The following is a 15,412-nucleotide window of genomic DNA, read 5'->3' as shown; positions in this document are numbered from 1 at the left end:
GGGGATGAATGAATACTGAGCAGGATCCCTTTTCCCGCCGGGTGATCAGCTATCTGTTGTGGTGTATTCCGGTCAGTGTGGTGTTTTTCACGGTTTACCCGCTGATGAATGCGTATACTGCCGGGCGCGAAAGCCTCTATGCCCTGTGGCTTCCGGCTGAACTTCATATCCCGTTTGTGCCCGGCTTTATCTGGGTGTACTGCTCGTTTTACCTGATTATTCTGATGCCGGTTTTGTTTCTGCCGCGCCGGGAGCACCGGCAGCTGGCACTTACCTTTATGGTGATGACATTACTGGGCGGCGTGATCTTTTTTCTGTTTCCGGCGCAGCTCGGTTTTGTCCGCCGGGTGCCGGAATCTCCGTTGTATCAGACGATGTACACGACACTGTTTGCACTGGATCACCCGCATAATCTGGTGCCGTCCCTGCATGTGGCCTGGTCGTGTGCAGCGGTGCTGGCCATTGTCCGCCATACCGGACGCGGGTTGACGCTGTTGTTTCTGTTGTGGCTGGTACTGATTGTGCTGTCTGTGCTGCTGGTTCATCAGCACCATGTGGCGGATGTGGTCACCGGCCTGCTGTTGGCGGTAACGGTTTCATATATGATGAGGAAATAGTGATGAAAAGGATAATTATCAGCGCGTTAATGATATTCAGTTTTTCGGTTTACGCGCAGCCGGGTGAAGAGGATGGTGCTATCCACGATGAACTGCGGCAGGTGATCGGCACCGTGGAAAATGCTATCAACAGCGGTGATTATGACAAAATGCTGCCGGTGATGAGTGAGAATCTGCGTGCCACACCCATCACTCAGGAGTTTATCTCCGGCAAAGCAGCAATAAAACCGTATTTTGAATCCTGGTTCGGGCCGGACAAATTCCTGAAAAAACTGAATATCAGTTTTAACGCCGATGTGGTGACAGAGTTATCCCCGGATAAAACCTGGGGTATCGCCTACGGTAAAGGGATGGAAAAATATCAGCTCAGTGACGGGCGTACCTACGATTTTCCGACCCGCTGGACAGCAACGGTTGCGCTTGAGGACGGTGCATGGAAAATCCGCACCATTCATATCGGCACCGATTTCACGGATAACCCGCTGCTGAATGAAACCCGTTATGCTTTACAGGGCATGATGTACGGGGCGGGTGGTCTGGTGATTGGTCTGCTGGCCGGTATTGCGCTGTTCCGCCGGAGAAGTGCGGTAAAACCGGTGGCAGAAGCCGGAAAGAAATAATAATTTAATAAATCATAATGTTATGTGAGTCGTCGGGTAACGGGCAGGTGAACGAAAAGCATGCGCGTCATGGATGACGCGCCTGAGCGTACAAGGATGTATTTACAGCGACTTTTCGTTTTGCCCGTTATCAGACGTTGCACGGACTGACAGAAATCATCGTCCCTTTTATTTTTCCGGCGGAAACAGAAAATCCAGATCCGCCGCCGCTCCCATTTGCGGTGCAGGGCGCACACCATAGCGCCACATGGTGAAATAAACACGCCAGAAGGTCGGGCGCGGCTGGTCATCCACCAGTGACGGCAGTTCATACCACGGTGCCTGCGGGTGCTGGTGGTGTGCGAGGTGGCAGTGATAATTCAGTGCCAGCCAGCGGGAGACCGGCAGAACTTTCAGGTTCCACGCGCCGTTCATCACATCGCGGCGGCTCCAGGCGTGATCTGCATATTGCAGAGCCGACCAGTGCAGCGCAAAAGCCCACAGACAGAGCAGATAACCCGCCGCACTTAAATCCAGCACCCAAAACAGCAGTGCCTGCCAGAGAAATGCACCGAGCAGTTCACACCAGATGGTCAGCGGCGGCAGTTTTGCCAGTTCCGGTACCTGTGACCCGAAGCCCAGCGCCGGGGCGATTTTGGTGACAAACACCCGTGAACGGTATACGCCCGGCGCAATAAACCAGAGAAGATTGCCGAACAGTACGCAAAAATAGTACAACCCGAGCAGATTACCGCCGTACATCCAGATATTACGCAGCCAGCGCGGTTGGTTTGGCAGGTAATAATCATACAGCTCTTTATCCGTCCGGTTATTTTTATGGTGATTCAGGTGTGCGCGGTGTTGCAGGGTAAAGGAAGTCGGAAATGCCCATGCGGCAATAATCCCGATGGCGCGGTTACCGGTGGCAGAACGTGCGGCCACGCCGTGTACCGCTTCATGCAGAATAGCAAACGGCATGTTGTTGATCAGCATAAAACCCATCAGGGCAGGCAGCGCATAATACCAGGCGAGATGGCTCACTCCCCATAAACAGGCCGCTGCGGTAGTCATCGAAAAAATCAGCAGAATACTGTTGAGTAAAAGACGCATCAGTCTGTTTTCCTTGTGTTATTCGTCACTATTGCCGGGTTGAACAACCCGGTTTTTTCGTGGCGTAACCGGCGGGCATACAACCGGAAGCCGAGATTGGCCGCCAGGCGGATAAAGCGGCTGCCCGGGCGGTGCAATACCCGGCGCAGAATCGCTGTCAGACGGTATGTTTCCCGCCAGGCCTCGTGCAGTAAGGATTGCAGGGTTTCCGGTGACATATTTTGCGGCTGAAAAACCACATGTTCGTTGTCATACAGGCTCAGGTCCTGTGTGATTAAGCGGCCGTTTTCCGCCATCCGCTGCCACAGGCGTGTGCCCGGCAGCGGGGTGAGAACAGAAAAACGCACCAGATCCAGCCCGAGAGAGGGGATCTGCCGTATCGTATCGCGGATGCTCTCCGGGGTGTCTTCATCAAACCCGAGCACAAAACAGCCGAGTGCGGCAATCCGGTTATCGCGCAGCCGCCGGATCTGACGGCGGTATTCGCTGACCTGGTTACAATTTTTGCCGGTAGCCGTCATGGTCTGCTGACTGAGGTTTTCCAGCCCGATAAGCAGCCCTTCACAGCCGCTGTCACACAGAGCCCGGAAAACTTCGTCGTCATCGGTCACATTGAGTGTCGCCAGTCCCGACCAGCGGATTTTCAGCGGGATCAGTGCCCGGAACAGTTCCAGACTGTATCGCCGGTCAGCGTACAGATTAGGGTCGAGGAATATCCAGCGCTGTCTGCCGCTCTGTTTTATCTCGTCAATCACCTCCGCCACCGGACGTGCCGTGCCTTTGCGTCCCCACTGATGCTGTACAGAGCAAAATTCACAGGCGAGCGGACAGCCACGGTCAGCAATAATAGTGGCAATATTCATATAGGCGCGGGGCGGCAGCAGATCACGGCGCGGCACCGGCATCGGCAGAAAGCCGCGCTCAGGGCGGTGCTGATAACGCGGCTGTGGCTGCCCGTCAGCCATATCCTGCAAAAATTGCGGCCAGATAAATTCACCGGCACCAATGAGGACGGTATCAGCATACTGCGCGGCGTCATCAGGCTGCAGGGTGACGTGCGCACCGCCCATTGCGGTTCTTGCCCCGCGTTCGCGCCAGTAACGGCACAGCGCATAGGCGCGGGGGGAGGAGGAGGCCGTGGCGGTGATCACCACCAGATCAAAATCGCCGGCGGTGACCGGCGGGGAAACGCCTTCATCACAGAGGGTCAGCTCTGCATTCAGATGCGGGGGAACCAGGGCAGCGAGGGTGATAAGGGTCAGCGGGGCGTAACTGATCGCCACGGAAAACGCGCTTTTCCGGTAGCGGTAAGTCCTGTCAAACGGCAAAATCAGTAATATTCTCACCGGTGCTTCCTGCTCCGCATATGACATAAGGCCTTTTACAATGGCACAGTACGCCGGGGGACGCACTGTGCCGGATCAAAGATCAGGCCGCAACCACTTCAAGTACAGAGATATAGCACTCTGTCGGAATAAGGCGGTTTATTTTCAGTCCTGCTTCAGCCAGCAGTGCCTCAAACTCCGGGATCGTCCGTTCACCGCCGCCGGGCAGGATCGCCATACAGAGAATACCCATGCCGTAGTGCGCCGCCGGGTTGGTTTCCGGATGCACAACAGATTCGATGATCAGCAGTTTGCTGTCCGGTTTCATGGCGTTGCGGCAGTTTTTCAGTACGGCGAGGGCGTTGGTATCATCCTGGTTAAAAATAACTTTTTTCAGCAGATACATATCCGCCTGCGGCACGGATTTAAAGAAATCACCGCCGTCGAGCGACCAGCGGGAATCGTCACCCAGCTGAGACAGGTATTTGTCCGACACCACATGCGGGCTGTCAAACAGGGTGGCGGTCAGTGTCGGGTCACTGCGCAAAATCCGCAGCAGCAGTGAGCCTTCGCCGCCGCCGATATCGGCAATATGGCACGATGACGGGAAGTCATAAGCGCGGGTGACAAAATAGTTTTCCATTTCTGACAGGGCAGACATCCCGGACGGAAAATTATAGCTGTCATCACGATTGGGTTTGGTGGCCTGATATTCATAGAAGGTTTTTCCGAACCGTTTTTTGAAGTTCAGTTCACCGCGAACGGATTCATTCAGCTGGCCGATGGTTGACCAGTAAGTATTGTCTGTCAGTGTCAGAACCGCATCCCGCTGTGAGCAGGGGTGGTCGCTGCGGAGAAATTCCGCATCCGGAGAGAGCCGGTAACCATCATCATCCGTGCCGGTGAAAATACCGTTCAGTGCCAGCATCCGCAGAATGCGGCGCAGATTATCCGGATCTGAGCCGGTACGCTCTGCCAGTGTGGTGACAGAGAGCGGGCCGCCAGCCAGATGGTCGGCAATATTCAGCTCTGCCGCAACCCGCAAACAGCCGGGCAGTGCCAGCCCGAGGGTGGCGTTCAGGATACGGATGACGGATTGCTCTTCTGCGGAACTCATCAAATCCGGTTCAGTATAAGACATAGAGGTAACTCCTTTCAGACATGAAATAACAGGGCTGGTCAGAGTGCCTGCTGCGGTATACGGCACTCCGTATGTTAAATAAAATTAAACAATATAAGGAGGGTAGCCCGGAATCAGGAAATTACCGTATCGAAATCTGAAGTATTATTAATTAATGATAAGTGAATCAAGAATTCAGTGGTGAATAAGCCTGTTTCGGCTGATTTTCAGGCCGCGCATCATACATAACCAGGCGCAGGCAGAAACACCAATCAGCAGCAGCCACAGGGTATTTGGCGGGAAATAGGTCAGCACACCGCCGGTCAGCAGCGGGTTAAAGGCACCACCGAGCCAGCCGAGGGATTGGGCGGAAAAGTAGCTGGATTTCATGCCGTCCGGCGCAATGTTGTCGATCAGCATATATTCACCCGGTGCATAAATCAGTTCACCGAGAGTAAAGACAAATGCGGCAATTCCCCAGAACACAAGGTTACTGCCTGACATCATAAATCCGGCCAGCCCGGCCATAAAAAAGAGTGTGCCGAGTGTCATCAGCTTTTGCAGATTATCGGTACTGATCCGGCGGCCGACCATATATTGCAGTGAAACCACCACGGCGGCATTAACCGGCAGTACCACGCCAATCACCTTTTCCGCCAGTGTGGTATCTGCCACCGTCAGGACATACTGGGAAATACAGGCGGAAAACGAACCGAACACCAGTGATCCGAGAAAAGCGGATAATGTAAACCAGAGCAGAGCTTTATCATGCAGCATGACAGAAGGCCGCCAGGCGGTACTGTTGCTGCCGGAAGCGGAAGGCGGCACGCTGCGGACAAAACGCTGAATAAAGAATATCGGGAATGAGGCAGTACAGGCCGCCAGCCAGAATGGCAGATCCGCACTGTACATCAGCAGCCCGGTACCGATCGGAGGCCCGACGGTCCAGCCCATATTGACGAAGGTGTAGTTCAGGGAAAAGACTTTGGTTTTGCGCGCCGGTGGCAGCGTATCAGCAAAATAGGCTTTCAGTACCGTAGCAAAGACCGAGTAGGCGCAGTTAATCAGTGAAAAGAAGACAACAACCAGCGCGATATGGTGAGTCAGCGGAATGGCAATGAACCCGGCGATATAAACCACAATTGCCATCAGCATATAGCGTTTTTTATCAAATTTATCAGCAATAATGCCGAAGCCGAGACTGAACAGCACACCGGTTGTCAGTGCGACGGTCAGTGCCATCCCGACCTGATCCACCGCCATATCATACTGACGGCTGAGATAAATCGCCATAAACGGGATGGTGGCACCCCGTCCGATAGTAATTAAGAATGAGGAAGCGAGCAGTGCAATGGTGGAGCGGGTGGCGGCTTGCATGGTGACATTCTCAGTATTTTTATTTTAATATTCACGTGATCAATATCATGCAAATCATGCGCTGTACAGCGCCTTCCGATCACGGCAGTACGGCGTGAACGTCGGTTTCCTTCACCTGACTGAAACCCTGTCACAGGAAATTATACAGCGGAAAGGATTAATCCTAATTAATAATACGACAGTTTGTTGTCAGTTATTATTTGATCTCTGTAACAGCCGTGTTTTTATATTGTCAGACAACATAGCTAACATTGTCATTGGCAGCCGACAACGGTTATCTCTGCATTTATTTAAAACAAAAATAAAAAGCCGGTTTTTATAGCATTAATATCAGGCGTTGTTATTTTTATAAGGGTATGTCAATGAATAATTCTGATGAAATATCCGGGCAATACTGCAGCTTTAAGTCCCCTCTCAATGAGGGCGAATTTTTTGCCATACAGGCCGGATTCGTCATGCCGGAAGGTGTGAAGCCAGTGATTGATGGCTCTGCCGGATTGTGCATCGGTTACCTGTATGGTATGGGTGATATCTACCATATATATGATATTAATGGGTATTCTCAGGGTATATGCACACTTGCGCCGGAATCAGCATTATCTGAACCACTGGATTTACTGCTGGTCAGCGGTATAGTGGCTGAACCGGACGGACGAATATCGTTGCTGATGCGTTATGGTACAATCCGGTCTGTCAGCAGCGGCAGTACATTACGGGATATGCCGGTTATACAGGCACTGAAAAGCAAAATTATTCAGCACAATACAAAAAGAATCAGATATTCGCCACTGGCGATCCGTGCCATGGCAGAGCGTCATCGTTATGTGCCGGCTTATATTCTGGACAGGGCAGTTAAAAAGGGCCGGCGGGTTAAATTAACCCCGGCGGTCTGCGGAGGAGATTTATTAACCTGTTTGCTGAAAATAAGAAAATACAGTCATAACGGGCAGTATCAGGATATAATGCTGAGTGTTATTGTTGATGGCGACAGGAAAATAATAAAAGAATTTAACTATTAATTTTAGCGTAAGTTATCTGCGGTGATGCAAATAAAGCATCACCCTTATTTTTTCAGATTATTTAATATAGGAATCCAGCACCTTCAGGACAATATCCAGATCACCCTGACGTTTTTCCTCATCTTCCTCATGAACCACATGTTCAATCAGATGGCCTTTAATCACTTCCCGCATCAGTCCGTTTACCGCCCCCCGGATAGCGGCAATTTGTTGCAGCACAGCGGAGCACTCATGCGGTTCATCAAGCATTTTTTTCAGTGAGTTGACCTGCCCCTGAATTTTACTGGCGCGGTTCTGAAGTTTCTGTCTGTCCCTGATGGTATGTGACATGGCAACCCCGTGAAATAAGGTGAAAAGAAAGTGACGGCAAAATAGTAGCATCTTCGTGATACAAAGAGGTAGTGTAATTATACTGGGGGGGAGTATACTGAGGTCATGCTTTCTTCATTCTGAAAACAGGAACCACACACCATGACTGATTTTTCCTCGTTATTGCAGCAGGGAAACGCCTGGCTCTTTATCCCGGGGGCGATAGCACTGGGGGCACTGCACGGTCTGGAGCCGGGCCACTCAAAAACCATGATGGCAGCCTTTATTATTGCAGTGAAAGGGACGGTCAGACAGGCGGTGATGCTGGGACTGGCAGCAACGTTATCGCATACCCTGATTGTCTGGCTGATTGCCCTCGGCGGGATGTACATCAGTGCTCGGTTTACGCCGGAGGCTGTGGAGCCATGGTTACAAATGGTGTCGGCGGTGATTATTCTGACAACCGCATTCTGGATGTTTATGCGGACATATCGCGGCGAAAAAAACTGGCTGACAGAAATGCAGCAGGAACGCCATACACACGGTGATCATCATCACAGCCATGATCATGACCACGACCCTCATCACCATCATGCAGAGCATCACCATGACCATCATAACCACCATGATGACGAATATCAGGATGCACATGCCAGAGCGCATGCCCATGAAATCAAAACCCGGTTTACCGGCGGTAAAGCCACCAACAGCCAGGTTTTGCTGTTTGGCCTGACCGGCGGATTAATTCCGTGTCCGGCGGCGATTACTGTTCTGCTGATTTGTCTGCAACTGAAAGCCTTTACCCTGGGGGCAACCATGGTGCTCAGTTTCAGTATCGGACTGGCACTGACACTGGTTACTGTTGGTGTGGTGACGGCAGCGGGGCTGCGTCAGGTCAGCCGCCGCTGGCAGGGGCTCGGCGATATCGCCAAAAAAGCACCGTATTTTTCGGCGGCACTGATAGGGCTGGTCGGGCTTTACATGGGGATCCACGGCTATATGGGACTGGCAAACTGATATCAGCTGCAGGTGTGGTCGTTTGAGGTAAATCAAAAAGAGCTTGCCGGATAACAAAATATATGGCTTAATAGCGGCATTGGTTTGGAAGTACAGACCTATTTATGTCAGTCCGATTTTAAGTTGTTCTCCGTCAAGCGTTATCCAAGATACCACTTCATAGCGAATTCCTTCTGATAGTTCCCATAAGTAAAAACGTAATCAAACCGCTTATATGCCTTATGGCAACAAAATCAATTTAAAGGAAATTCATATGTCCGCAACAATTACCGGTACTGTAAAATGGTTTAACGATGATAAAGGTTTTGGCTTTATCACTCCGGCTGACGGCAGCAAAGACGTGTTCGTTCACTTTTCTGCAATCCAGAGCGACAGCTTCAAATCTCTGGCAGAAGGCCAGCAGGTTTCTTTCACCATCGAAAATGGTATGAAAGGCCCGGCTGCAGCTAACGTGGTTGCTCTGTAATCACCGCTGCCAGTAACAGATTTTAAAAACCTCACTCCGGTGAGGTTTTTTTATGCCTGTAAAACAGAATCGTGGCGGAAACCGGTAAATTATGACTATAATTTGCTCATTATTTAAGGAGTAAGTTATGTCTCAGAATATTTATGATAATCCGGATTTTTTTGCCGGTTATGCCACACTGCCCCGCTCAGCAGAAGGGCTGGACGGCGCGCCGGAGTGGGCCGCCATGCAGGTATTGCTGCCGCCTCTGGCCGGAAAATCAGTGATCGACCTGGGTTGCGGGTATGGCTGGTTCTGCCGCTGGGCAAAAGAGCAGGGTGCTGCCCGGGTGACCGCTTTTGATCTGTCAGAGAAAATGCTGGCGAAAGCCGCATCGATGACCACGGATCCGGATATTACCTGGCTGCGCGCCGATCTTGAGACACTGCAGTTACCGGCAGCACAAAGCGATGTGATTTACAGCTCGCTGGCACTGCACTATATACGTGATATTCCGGCTCTCTTTGCCACACTGTATCAGGCGCTGGTCGCGGGCGGCAGTCTGGTTTTTTCCGCAGAACACCCGATCTACACTGCACCTGTTATTCAGAACTGGTGTACGGACAGTGCGGGTAATAAAGCCTGGCCGGTCAATCAATATCAGCAGGAAGGCGTCAGGATCAGCAACTGGTTTACCGATGGTGTGGAAAAGCAGCACCGGAAATTATCCACCTGGATAAATGCGCTGACCACAGCCGGTTTTGACATCACCGCCATCGATGAATGGGGGCCGTCAGCGGCACAGATTGCCGCCAATCCGGCGCTGGATGAAGAAAAAGAACGACCGATGATCTTTCTGCTCAGCGCCCGCAAGCCGGAATAATGGCTGACGGGCGGGTTTGCTCCGCAGTTTACAGCGTTAATTTATGCTTTCTTATCAGCACAAACAGACCGGCAACCGCCGCGAGGATAAGGAACCAGGCAAGATAAGTATGCAGCGGCAGGGCAAGGATTGCCGCGCTGACAAAATACCCCGCAGATACAATAATACTTCCCCATATGGCCCCGCCGAGAATATTCAGTATAAAAAATTTCAGCGGATTAATACCGGCGGCGCCGATAATAACGGGGCCGATAGTTCTTAATCCGTAAGCGAAACGTATTCCGATAATAATCAGGCTTTCGCGGCGGTGAATAATCTGCTGCAGGCGGGCTATTTTATCCGCATGTTTATGAATTCGGGGCAGGATCCGGTTTCCGGCAAAATAACCGGTAAAAAACAGAATATTGTCACTGATAATTCCGCCGAGGGCGGCCACCAGCATCACTTTCGGATAGGATAATAACTGATGGTGTGCGGCAATGCCGGATAGAAATGCGGCAGTTTCCCCTTCGATCATCGTACCGAAAAAGGTTGCCCAATAGCCGTATTCTGCAATCCAGTGTGTCAGTAATGCTTCCATCAGCCACTCCGTTTAAAATAAACCGGCAGAAATATTAATGCATAATCCCAGTATCGCCATATTAAAAATAAAAGAGACGACGGATTGCATTAATACGGCGCGGCGCATCGGGGAGGACGCAATTTCCACATCGGCAGTCTGCGAGGCGACGGCAATCGTAAATGAAAAATACATAAAATCAGAGTAACCGGGTTCCGCCGGTCTGTCAGGAAATAACAGCCATGGTTTTTCCTGTTGCGGGTTGGTGTAATAAAGGTGCGCATAGTGCATGGTAAATCCGGCCGGTAATAACAGCCAGGAGGACACTAATGTGGATGCGGTCAGAATATACTGGAAAGCTTTATCATTACCGGTCAGATTACCATGCCCGCCGAGGGCAAAGAAGAGTACCAGCAAACTGACACAACACCCGGCCAGCAGGAAAAACATCACCATGCGGGCGCTTTCATCCTCAATTTTAGTCAGCTTACGGATATCTTTTACTTTCTTATTAATGATTCGCTCAAAAAGACACAGCAAATAGACCCAGGAGAAGGCATTCCAGCTGAGGATCAGACACATCAGTGTACTCTGTCCGGGCAACAGGGCAAAAAAAGTCACAAACGCGACCAGCAGGGAGATAATAAAACGCGGACGCGAGTGAAAAGCGTGCCGGAAAATATGCGTAATGCGAATACCATAGCGCAACATACCAGTATCCTGTTCAGAAAAATGACATTTTATTATACCAAATATCCGGCAGCAGGGGCGGTATCACTTTTTCGGATATGTACTTTTTATATACTGATTACCTCTGTCATTTAAAGTGTCTTTCCATGAGCATAACATTTCTTATTGTCATGTTTTTTGTCGCCGTGGCCGCCGGATTTATCAACGTGGTATCAGGCGGCGGTGGTTTTCTGTCGATTACCGCGCTGCTGATTTCCGGGTTACCGCCTGCTAACGCACTGGCAACAAATAAGATGCAGGCACTGGGCAGTTCATTAACATCCGGTATTTATTTTTTGCGTCAGGGGCGGATTGATTTAAAAAATAATAAATGGGTCTTTATTGCGACATTTTTCGGTGCCGCATCCGGCACAATTTTTGTGCAGTTTATTGATCCGACTTTTCTGAAAAAATTACTGCCGGGATTAATTATCGGTGTCACCCTGTACTTTATTTTTGCGCCTGACATCACTAAATCCAAAGAAAAACAGCGTGTTTCCTTTTTTCTGTTTTCATTTATCTGCGGCGGCGGTGTCGGATTCTATGACGGATTTTTGGGTGCCGGCGCCGGGACATTTTATACCATCAGCTATATGCTGCTGTTAGGATACCGGATCGATAAAGCGCAGATTCATTCTAATTTTCTGAACCTGGCTTCCAATACCTCGTCGGTTATCTTTTTTATCGCGGGCGGTAAAATGATGTGGTCGCTGGGATTACTGATGTTTGCCGGACAGGCAATAGGTGCGCGGCTGGGCGCCGGTGTTGTACTGAGTTCCGGGCTGAAAGTAATAAAACCGATGATTATTCTGGTCTCTGCCGGGATCAGCACCAAAATGTTATTTGATATGTACTTTTAACAGGGACAGGACAATGTTGAATAAAGCTATTTTCAAAGCAGGGATGCTATTTTTTTCTCTTTCTTTTTTCTGTGCCGCGCAGACAGATACAGCCGCAGGGACAAAATCACCGGAAGAATACGACGCACTTCAGGCGATGATCATTAAAAATGAGAGTCAGTTACTGCCGATCCGGTTTGACCCTTTCACCCTTCTGACTGAGGTCACCCGGGAGAATAACGTGATTATCCTGAATTATCAGGTTAGCGGTCTGCCGCCGGAATTGTTCAGAGAAGAACAGGCGATAAATAAAATGCAGGGCATCCTGACAGCAAAATATTGTCAGGACTCGGCGATCATGCGGTTATGGCAGCTGGCATTTCCTGCCGGGCTGCAGCATAACTATTTTTCGGACGGCACCCGGGTGATGCAGATAAATATCAAACCATCAGATTGCGGAGTGTAAATTTGTCATTGTGCTTTTCTGTATCACTGTAGAATTTAATAATCATTCTGCGGTTATAACGGGGAGGAGCCGGCGGGCATCTTACTTTCCGCAAAATACGCACAGCATCCCGGGTATTACATCTTTCATCACAGGTATTTTTCGTTATTTTTACCGGATAGGCTCTTCCCGTGGTGTCTGTCCGGTAAATAAGATGAATTTCACCGTTGCCGGGCTGCCCGGCGATATCTTCAGGGGTTAACTGCCCGCTGTATTTACACTGTCCGATAGCCGTAATATCAATTTTTGCCTGTGCGGCAGACATCGTTATTAAAAGCAAAAGCAGGGAATATCTCAGCAAAATGATCTCCGTCAGCGGGTGATATAATCGTGATTACCGGAACATATTGCCATAATCTGTTCTTTTATCCACTGATGCCCGGAGTGTTGCACGATAACGCCTTAATCCAAAGGCATGGTCTGCACAGGCATTGTGCTTTATACTGCGCGCTGTAATGACTCAGCAACAGATGATTAAGCAGGTGGTAACGGCGATGAACGGAACAATCACAACATGGTTTGAAGATAAAGGCTTTGGGTTTATCAAAGATGAGAACGGGGATAACCGTTATTTTCACGTGGTTAAGGTCGCCAATCCTGACCTGATTAAGAAAAATGCCGCCGTGACCTTTGAACCCGGTACCAATAACAAAGGGCTGTCAGCCTACGCGGTAAAAGTGGTGCCGGAAAGTAAATACATTTTCATCGCCGGTGAACGTATTAAACTGACGGCCATCAAATCGTTCGTGGTCTACAGCGAAGAAGAAGCGAATACCGGGATTGATAAAGACAATGTGGTGCTGTCTGTCGGTGTGCTGATGAACAACATCAAACCAAAATCCACCGGCCCGGCCGAAATGCGTACACTCAGAAAACTCGCGATTACCACACAGCACGGAAGTACTCTGATCTTCTCTGAAGATGAAATCGATATTGATGAAACGGTGAAAATGCTTAAGGTGTGATGGCTTGCGAATTACAGGCACAAAAAAACCAACCCTAACAGGTTGGTTTTCTTATAAAAAAGCTGGTCGGCATGACAGGATTTGAACCTGCGACCCCCGACACCCCATGACGGTGCGCTACCAGGCTGCGCTACATGCCGAATACTACCTATACTACTGTTTTCTTTGATTAAAGCAAGACAGCACTGTGCCGGTTGCGTTTTTTTTGTCCGGGGATCAGTGAGTGTCGATAAAGCGTTTTTGTTCAGTCAGCACCTGAAGTAATTCAGCCATATCCGGTTTGGCATTGCGGATCTTTTCGTTATTCTCATCAAAGCGCTGATATTTACCCTGTGTTGTCAGCAGTGAGGCAGAGTCTGGTTTGATAATCACCAGATTGCTGTTATCGCCGGTAAATATCCGTGGTTTACGCCGTGTGGCGCTGAACAAATCATCACCCTGAGTGTATTCCCCCGGCGGATTGCTGACGTGCAGCAGGCGCTGCATCAGGGTTGCCATGATATCCGGATGTGCGGTCAGTTTGCTGATAGTCTGCGCCGGGGTATCCGGCCAGTGAATAATCAGCGGAACACGCAGCTGGTCACGGTTGAATTTGCCATCAGTGACCCAGTTGTCCTGCAGTTTTGCCATGCTGTCACCGGTACCGGCGGTGATGACAATAACGGTTTTATCCCACTCGCCGCGTACACGGATATCCTGAATCAGTGTGCCCAGCGTGTTATCAATATTCGTCATATCCGGGGCGGAATGACCATCCGGTAACGGGGTGCTGAGGTTAATCAGCGCAAACCACGGCTGATCTTTACGGGTCTGTTTCAGCCAGAGTGACCAGTGTTCTGCCACATCCGCAGAGGCAGTGGCTGTCCCGCGGTTGTCCTGCCCGTCACGCAGCGGCGGCAGGCTGTAATCCGCCAGCAGGGCATAGCGGAAGAGCGGGGAGGCAAAGTTTTCCGTTGAGAAGAATCCGGTCTGATAATTCTGAGCACTCAGTGCGGTCATCAGGGCAGACGGAACACGTCCGTTGAGGATGCCGTCATAATAAGTGCCGGAGATACCGTAATAGAGCCCGAACTGTGCCCGTTCCGGATTGATTTCACTGCTGTAGTGCTGTGTGAATTGTGTACTTTCCTGTGCAAACCGGTTCAGGTTCGGCATGGTCTTATCAATATCTTCCCGGCTCAGCGAGGTGAGGGTGATAAGCAGTAAATTATAGCCGCTGCCATTGTCTGCATAAGTCAGTTTATTGATCGGGTATTCAACGCCCTGGGCGGTCGGGTCGCCGTGCAGAAGCAGTTGCTGCTCATAACTGGTGCTGTCGAGCAGGCCGTGGCGCTCCAGGAATTTGCGGGCGGTCATCGGGTAAGATACCGGCAGATTATAGCGCTGCATGGTGACCGGACGGTAGAAATTGGCATCCGCCCAGATATACATAATATGAGAGGTAATAAAGGCGGTGATAAATACCACCGCAATGGGTTTACCGAATTTTTGCCGGTTCAGGCTGCGCAGTTTTTGCCAGCTCCAGGTGCCGAACAGCATCTCGACCAGGAAAATAACCGGGATCGCAATAAAGACAAACTGCCAGCGCCGCGCCATTTCCCCTTGTTCCGGGTTCACGACCAGATCCCACACCACCGGGTTTAAATGCAGGCGGAACTGTTCATAGATGCCGATATCAAACAGCAGCAGTGTCAGCCCCGCTGTACCCAGGGCGGCCGATAAAAAGCGCAGCAGCCGTTGCGACATCACCACAAAGGTGAGCGGGAACACGATCAGCAGATAGAGAGCAAACGCCAGGAAACTGAAATGTCCCAGCCAGCTGGTGATGGCGTAAATACGGCCAATCAGTGTATCCGGCCAGTCAGAAATAAACAGGTAACGGCTGCTGAGCGCGAGACTCAGCAGAATATTAAACAGGGTGAACCAGTGCCCCCAGCTTATCATCTGAGAGACTTTGTCACCGTATTTCGGACGATACGTTACCATAGAATTTC

17 protein-coding genes and 1 tRNA gene are annotated in these 15,412 nt (G+C 50.4%); 9 read left to right on the top strand and 9 right to left on the bottom strand.

Going from position 1 to position 15,412, the window contains the following annotated elements; genetic code table 11:
* The first annotated feature begins 8 nt into the window (after positions 1-8).
* Together ACF8OF_RS16710 and ACF8OF_RS16705 are read left to right on the top strand one after the other, a co-directional pair.
* Positions 9-617 (top strand): phosphatase PAP2 family protein, encoded by a 609-nt coding sequence (locus ACF8OF_RS16710; RefSeq protein ID WP_279800565.1) that lies wholly within the window; start codon positions 9-11, stop codon positions 615-617.
* A gap of 2 nt (positions 618-619) precedes the next feature.
* The gene (locus ACF8OF_RS16705; protein ID WP_349467693.1) at positions 620-1,237 is read left to right on the top strand and encodes a nuclear transport factor 2 family protein; all 618 of its coding nucleotides are present in this window, start codon (positions 620-622) and stop codon (positions 1,235-1,237) included.
* A gap of 168 nt (positions 1,238-1,405) precedes the next feature.
* Here the strand turns inward: ACF8OF_RS16705 and ACF8OF_RS16700 are convergent, their stop codons facing one another.
* The 4 genes from ACF8OF_RS16700 to ydeE all read right to left on the bottom strand — a co-directional run bounded on the left by ACF8OF_RS16700 (position 1,406) and on the right by ydeE (position 6,148).
* The gene (locus tag ACF8OF_RS16700) at positions 1,406-2,326 is read right to left on the bottom strand and encodes a fatty acid desaturase family protein (protein ID WP_392497170.1); all 921 of its coding nucleotides are present in this window, start codon (positions 2,324-2,326) and stop codon (positions 1,406-1,408) included.
* Positions 2,326-3,672: a B12-binding domain-containing radical SAM protein gene (locus tag ACF8OF_RS16695; protein WP_392497169.1), complete on the bottom strand. Its 1,347-nt coding sequence runs from the start codon at positions 3,670-3,672 to the stop codon at positions 2,326-2,328. Before ACF8OF_RS16695 ends, ACF8OF_RS16700 begins: the two co-directional genes overlap by 1 nt.
* 82 nt (positions 3,673-3,754) lie before the next feature.
* Positions 3,755-4,792 carry a methyltransferase gene (locus ACF8OF_RS16690; protein ID WP_392497168.1) on the bottom strand — a complete coding sequence of 346 codons (1,038 nt, stop codon included), beginning with the start codon at positions 4,790-4,792 and terminating at the stop codon, positions 3,755-3,757.
* Positions 4,793-4,966: 174 nt separating this feature from the next.
* Positions 4,967-6,148, bottom strand: a complete 1,182-nt coding sequence (gene ydeE / locus ACF8OF_RS16685) for an efflux MFS transporter YdeE (protein WP_279800573.1) — start codon at positions 6,146-6,148, stop codon at positions 4,967-4,969.
* A 362-nt stretch (positions 6,149-6,510) separates the two neighbouring features.
* Between ydeE and ACF8OF_RS16680 the strand changes: the two genes are divergently transcribed.
* Positions 6,511-7,167, top strand: coding sequence for a hypothetical protein (locus ACF8OF_RS16680; RefSeq protein ID WP_392497167.1), 657 nt, complete (start codon positions 6,511-6,513; stop codon positions 7,165-7,167).
* 57 nt (positions 7,168-7,224) lie between these two features.
* Here ACF8OF_RS16680 and rcnR read toward each other — a convergent pair whose 3' ends face one another.
* Positions 7,225-7,497 carry a Ni(II)/Co(II)-binding transcriptional repressor RcnR gene (gene rcnR, locus ACF8OF_RS16675; RefSeq protein ID WP_004238006.1) on the bottom strand — a complete coding sequence of 91 codons (273 nt, stop codon included), beginning with the start codon at positions 7,495-7,497 and terminating at the stop codon, positions 7,225-7,227.
* A 141-nt stretch (positions 7,498-7,638) separates the two neighbouring features.
* Here rcnR and ACF8OF_RS16670 point away from each other — a divergent pair, with 141 nt between their 5' ends.
* The 3 genes from ACF8OF_RS16670 (at position 7,639) to ACF8OF_RS16660 (ending at position 9,821) form a co-directional block, all read left to right on the top strand.
* Positions 7,639-8,493 (top strand): nickel/cobalt efflux protein RcnA, encoded by an 855-nt coding sequence (locus ACF8OF_RS16670; RefSeq protein ID WP_392497166.1) that lies wholly within the window; start codon positions 7,639-7,641, stop codon positions 8,491-8,493.
* A gap of 253 nt (positions 8,494-8,746) precedes the next feature.
* Entirely contained in the window at positions 8,747-8,959 is a 213-nt protein-coding gene (gene cspA / locus ACF8OF_RS16665) for an RNA chaperone/antiterminator CspA (protein WP_004240684.1), read from the top strand.
* Between the two features lie 127 nt (positions 8,960-9,086).
* The gene (locus tag ACF8OF_RS16660) at positions 9,087-9,821 is read left to right on the top strand and encodes a class I SAM-dependent methyltransferase (RefSeq protein WP_392497165.1); all 735 of its coding nucleotides are present in this window, start codon (positions 9,087-9,089) and stop codon (positions 9,819-9,821) included.
* A 28-nt stretch (positions 9,822-9,849) separates the two neighbouring features.
* Here ACF8OF_RS16660 and ACF8OF_RS16655 read toward each other — a convergent pair whose 3' ends face one another.
* Both ACF8OF_RS16655 and ACF8OF_RS16650 read right to left on the bottom strand, forming a co-directional pair.
* Positions 9,850-10,401, bottom strand: coding sequence for a DedA family protein (locus tag ACF8OF_RS16655; RefSeq protein ID WP_262859764.1), 552 nt, complete (start codon positions 10,399-10,401; stop codon positions 9,850-9,852).
* A 12-nt stretch (positions 10,402-10,413) separates the two neighbouring features.
* Positions 10,414-11,091, bottom strand: coding sequence for a DUF1345 domain-containing protein (locus ACF8OF_RS16650; RefSeq protein ID WP_025152939.1), 678 nt, complete (start codon positions 11,089-11,091; stop codon positions 10,414-10,416).
* Positions 11,092-11,216: 125 nt separating this feature from the next.
* Between ACF8OF_RS16650 and ACF8OF_RS16645 the strand changes: the two genes are divergently transcribed.
* From ACF8OF_RS16645 to ACF8OF_RS16635, 3 genes are all read left to right on the top strand, one after another.
* Complete coding sequence (locus ACF8OF_RS16645) at positions 11,217-11,969, top strand: TSUP family transporter (protein WP_029990909.1); 753 nt, start codon at positions 11,217-11,219, stop codon at positions 11,967-11,969.
* 13 nt (positions 11,970-11,982) lie between these two features.
* On the top strand, positions 11,983-12,414 hold the full coding sequence (locus tag ACF8OF_RS16640) for a hypothetical protein (RefSeq protein ID WP_262859766.1): 432 nt from the start codon (positions 11,983-11,985) through the stop codon (positions 12,412-12,414).
* Between the two features lie 509 nt (positions 12,415-12,923).
* On the top strand, positions 12,924-13,418 hold the full coding sequence (locus ACF8OF_RS16635) for a cold-shock protein (RefSeq protein ID WP_392497363.1): 495 nt from the start codon (positions 12,924-12,926) through the stop codon (positions 13,416-13,418).
* Between the two features lie 63 nt (positions 13,419-13,481).
* On the opposite strand, the gene ACF8OF_RS16630 is transcribed toward ACF8OF_RS16635, so the two are convergent.
* Both ACF8OF_RS16630 and yejM read right to left on the bottom strand, forming a co-directional pair.
* A tRNA-Pro gene (locus tag ACF8OF_RS16630) sits at positions 13,482-13,558 on the bottom strand.
* A gap of 76 nt (positions 13,559-13,634) precedes the next feature.
* Positions 13,635-15,404, bottom strand: coding sequence for an LPS biosynthesis-modulating metalloenzyme YejM (gene yejM / locus ACF8OF_RS16625; protein WP_392497164.1), 1,770 nt, complete (start codon positions 15,402-15,404; stop codon positions 13,635-13,637).
* Positions 15,405-15,412 lie beyond the last annotated feature (8 nt).

Source organism: Morganella sp. TYF_1 (assembly GCF_043105645.1).
Taxonomy (GTDB): domain Bacteria; phylum Pseudomonadota; class Gammaproteobacteria; order Enterobacterales; family Enterobacteriaceae; genus Morganella; species Morganella morganii_B.
This window is presented reverse-complemented; position numbering and strand designations above follow the sequence as displayed.

Coding starts and splice junctions, on each gene's coding strand:
- ACF8OF_RS16635 (WP_392497363.1), top strand. CDS start 12,924: ATGATTAAGCAGGTGGTAACGGCGATGAACGGAACAATCACAACATGG.
- ACF8OF_RS16680 (WP_392497167.1), top strand. CDS start 6,511: ATGAATAATTCTGATGAAATATCCGGGCAATACTGCAGCTTTAAGTCC.
- ACF8OF_RS16700 (WP_392497170.1), bottom strand. CDS start 2,326: ATGCGTCTTTTACTCAACAGTATTCTGCTGATTTTTTCGATGACTACC.
- ACF8OF_RS16640 (WP_262859766.1), top strand. CDS start 11,983: ATGTTGAATAAAGCTATTTTCAAAGCAGGGATGCTATTTTTTTCTCTT.
- rcnR (WP_004238006.1), bottom strand. CDS start 7,497: ATGTCACATACCATCAGGGACAGACAGAAACTTCAGAACCGCGCCAGT.
- ACF8OF_RS16645 (WP_029990909.1), top strand. CDS start 11,217: ATGAGCATAACATTTCTTATTGTCATGTTTTTTGTCGCCGTGGCCGCC.
- ydeE (WP_279800573.1), bottom strand. CDS start 6,148: ATGCAAGCCGCCACCCGCTCCACCATTGCACTGCTCGCTTCCTCATTC.
- cspA (WP_004240684.1), top strand. CDS start 8,747: ATGTCCGCAACAATTACCGGTACTGTAAAATGGTTTAACGATGATAAA.
- ACF8OF_RS16655 (WP_262859764.1), bottom strand. CDS start 10,401: ATGGAAGCATTACTGACACACTGGATTGCAGAATACGGCTATTGGGCA.
- ACF8OF_RS16690 (WP_392497168.1), bottom strand. CDS start 4,792: ATGTCTTATACTGAACCGGATTTGATGAGTTCCGCAGAAGAGCAATCC.
- ACF8OF_RS16710 (WP_279800565.1), top strand. CDS start 9: ATGAATACTGAGCAGGATCCCTTTTCCCGCCGGGTGATCAGCTATCTG.
- ACF8OF_RS16670 (WP_392497166.1), top strand. CDS start 7,639: ATGACTGATTTTTCCTCGTTATTGCAGCAGGGAAACGCCTGGCTCTTT.
- yejM (WP_392497164.1), bottom strand. CDS start 15,404: ATGGTAACGTATCGTCCGAAATACGGTGACAAAGTCTCTCAGATGATA.
- ACF8OF_RS16705 (WP_349467693.1), top strand. CDS start 620: ATGAAAAGGATAATTATCAGCGCGTTAATGATATTCAGTTTTTCGGTT.
- ACF8OF_RS16650 (WP_025152939.1), bottom strand. CDS start 11,091: ATGTTGCGCTATGGTATTCGCATTACGCATATTTTCCGGCACGCTTTT.
- ACF8OF_RS16660 (WP_392497165.1), top strand. CDS start 9,087: ATGTCTCAGAATATTTATGATAATCCGGATTTTTTTGCCGGTTATGCC.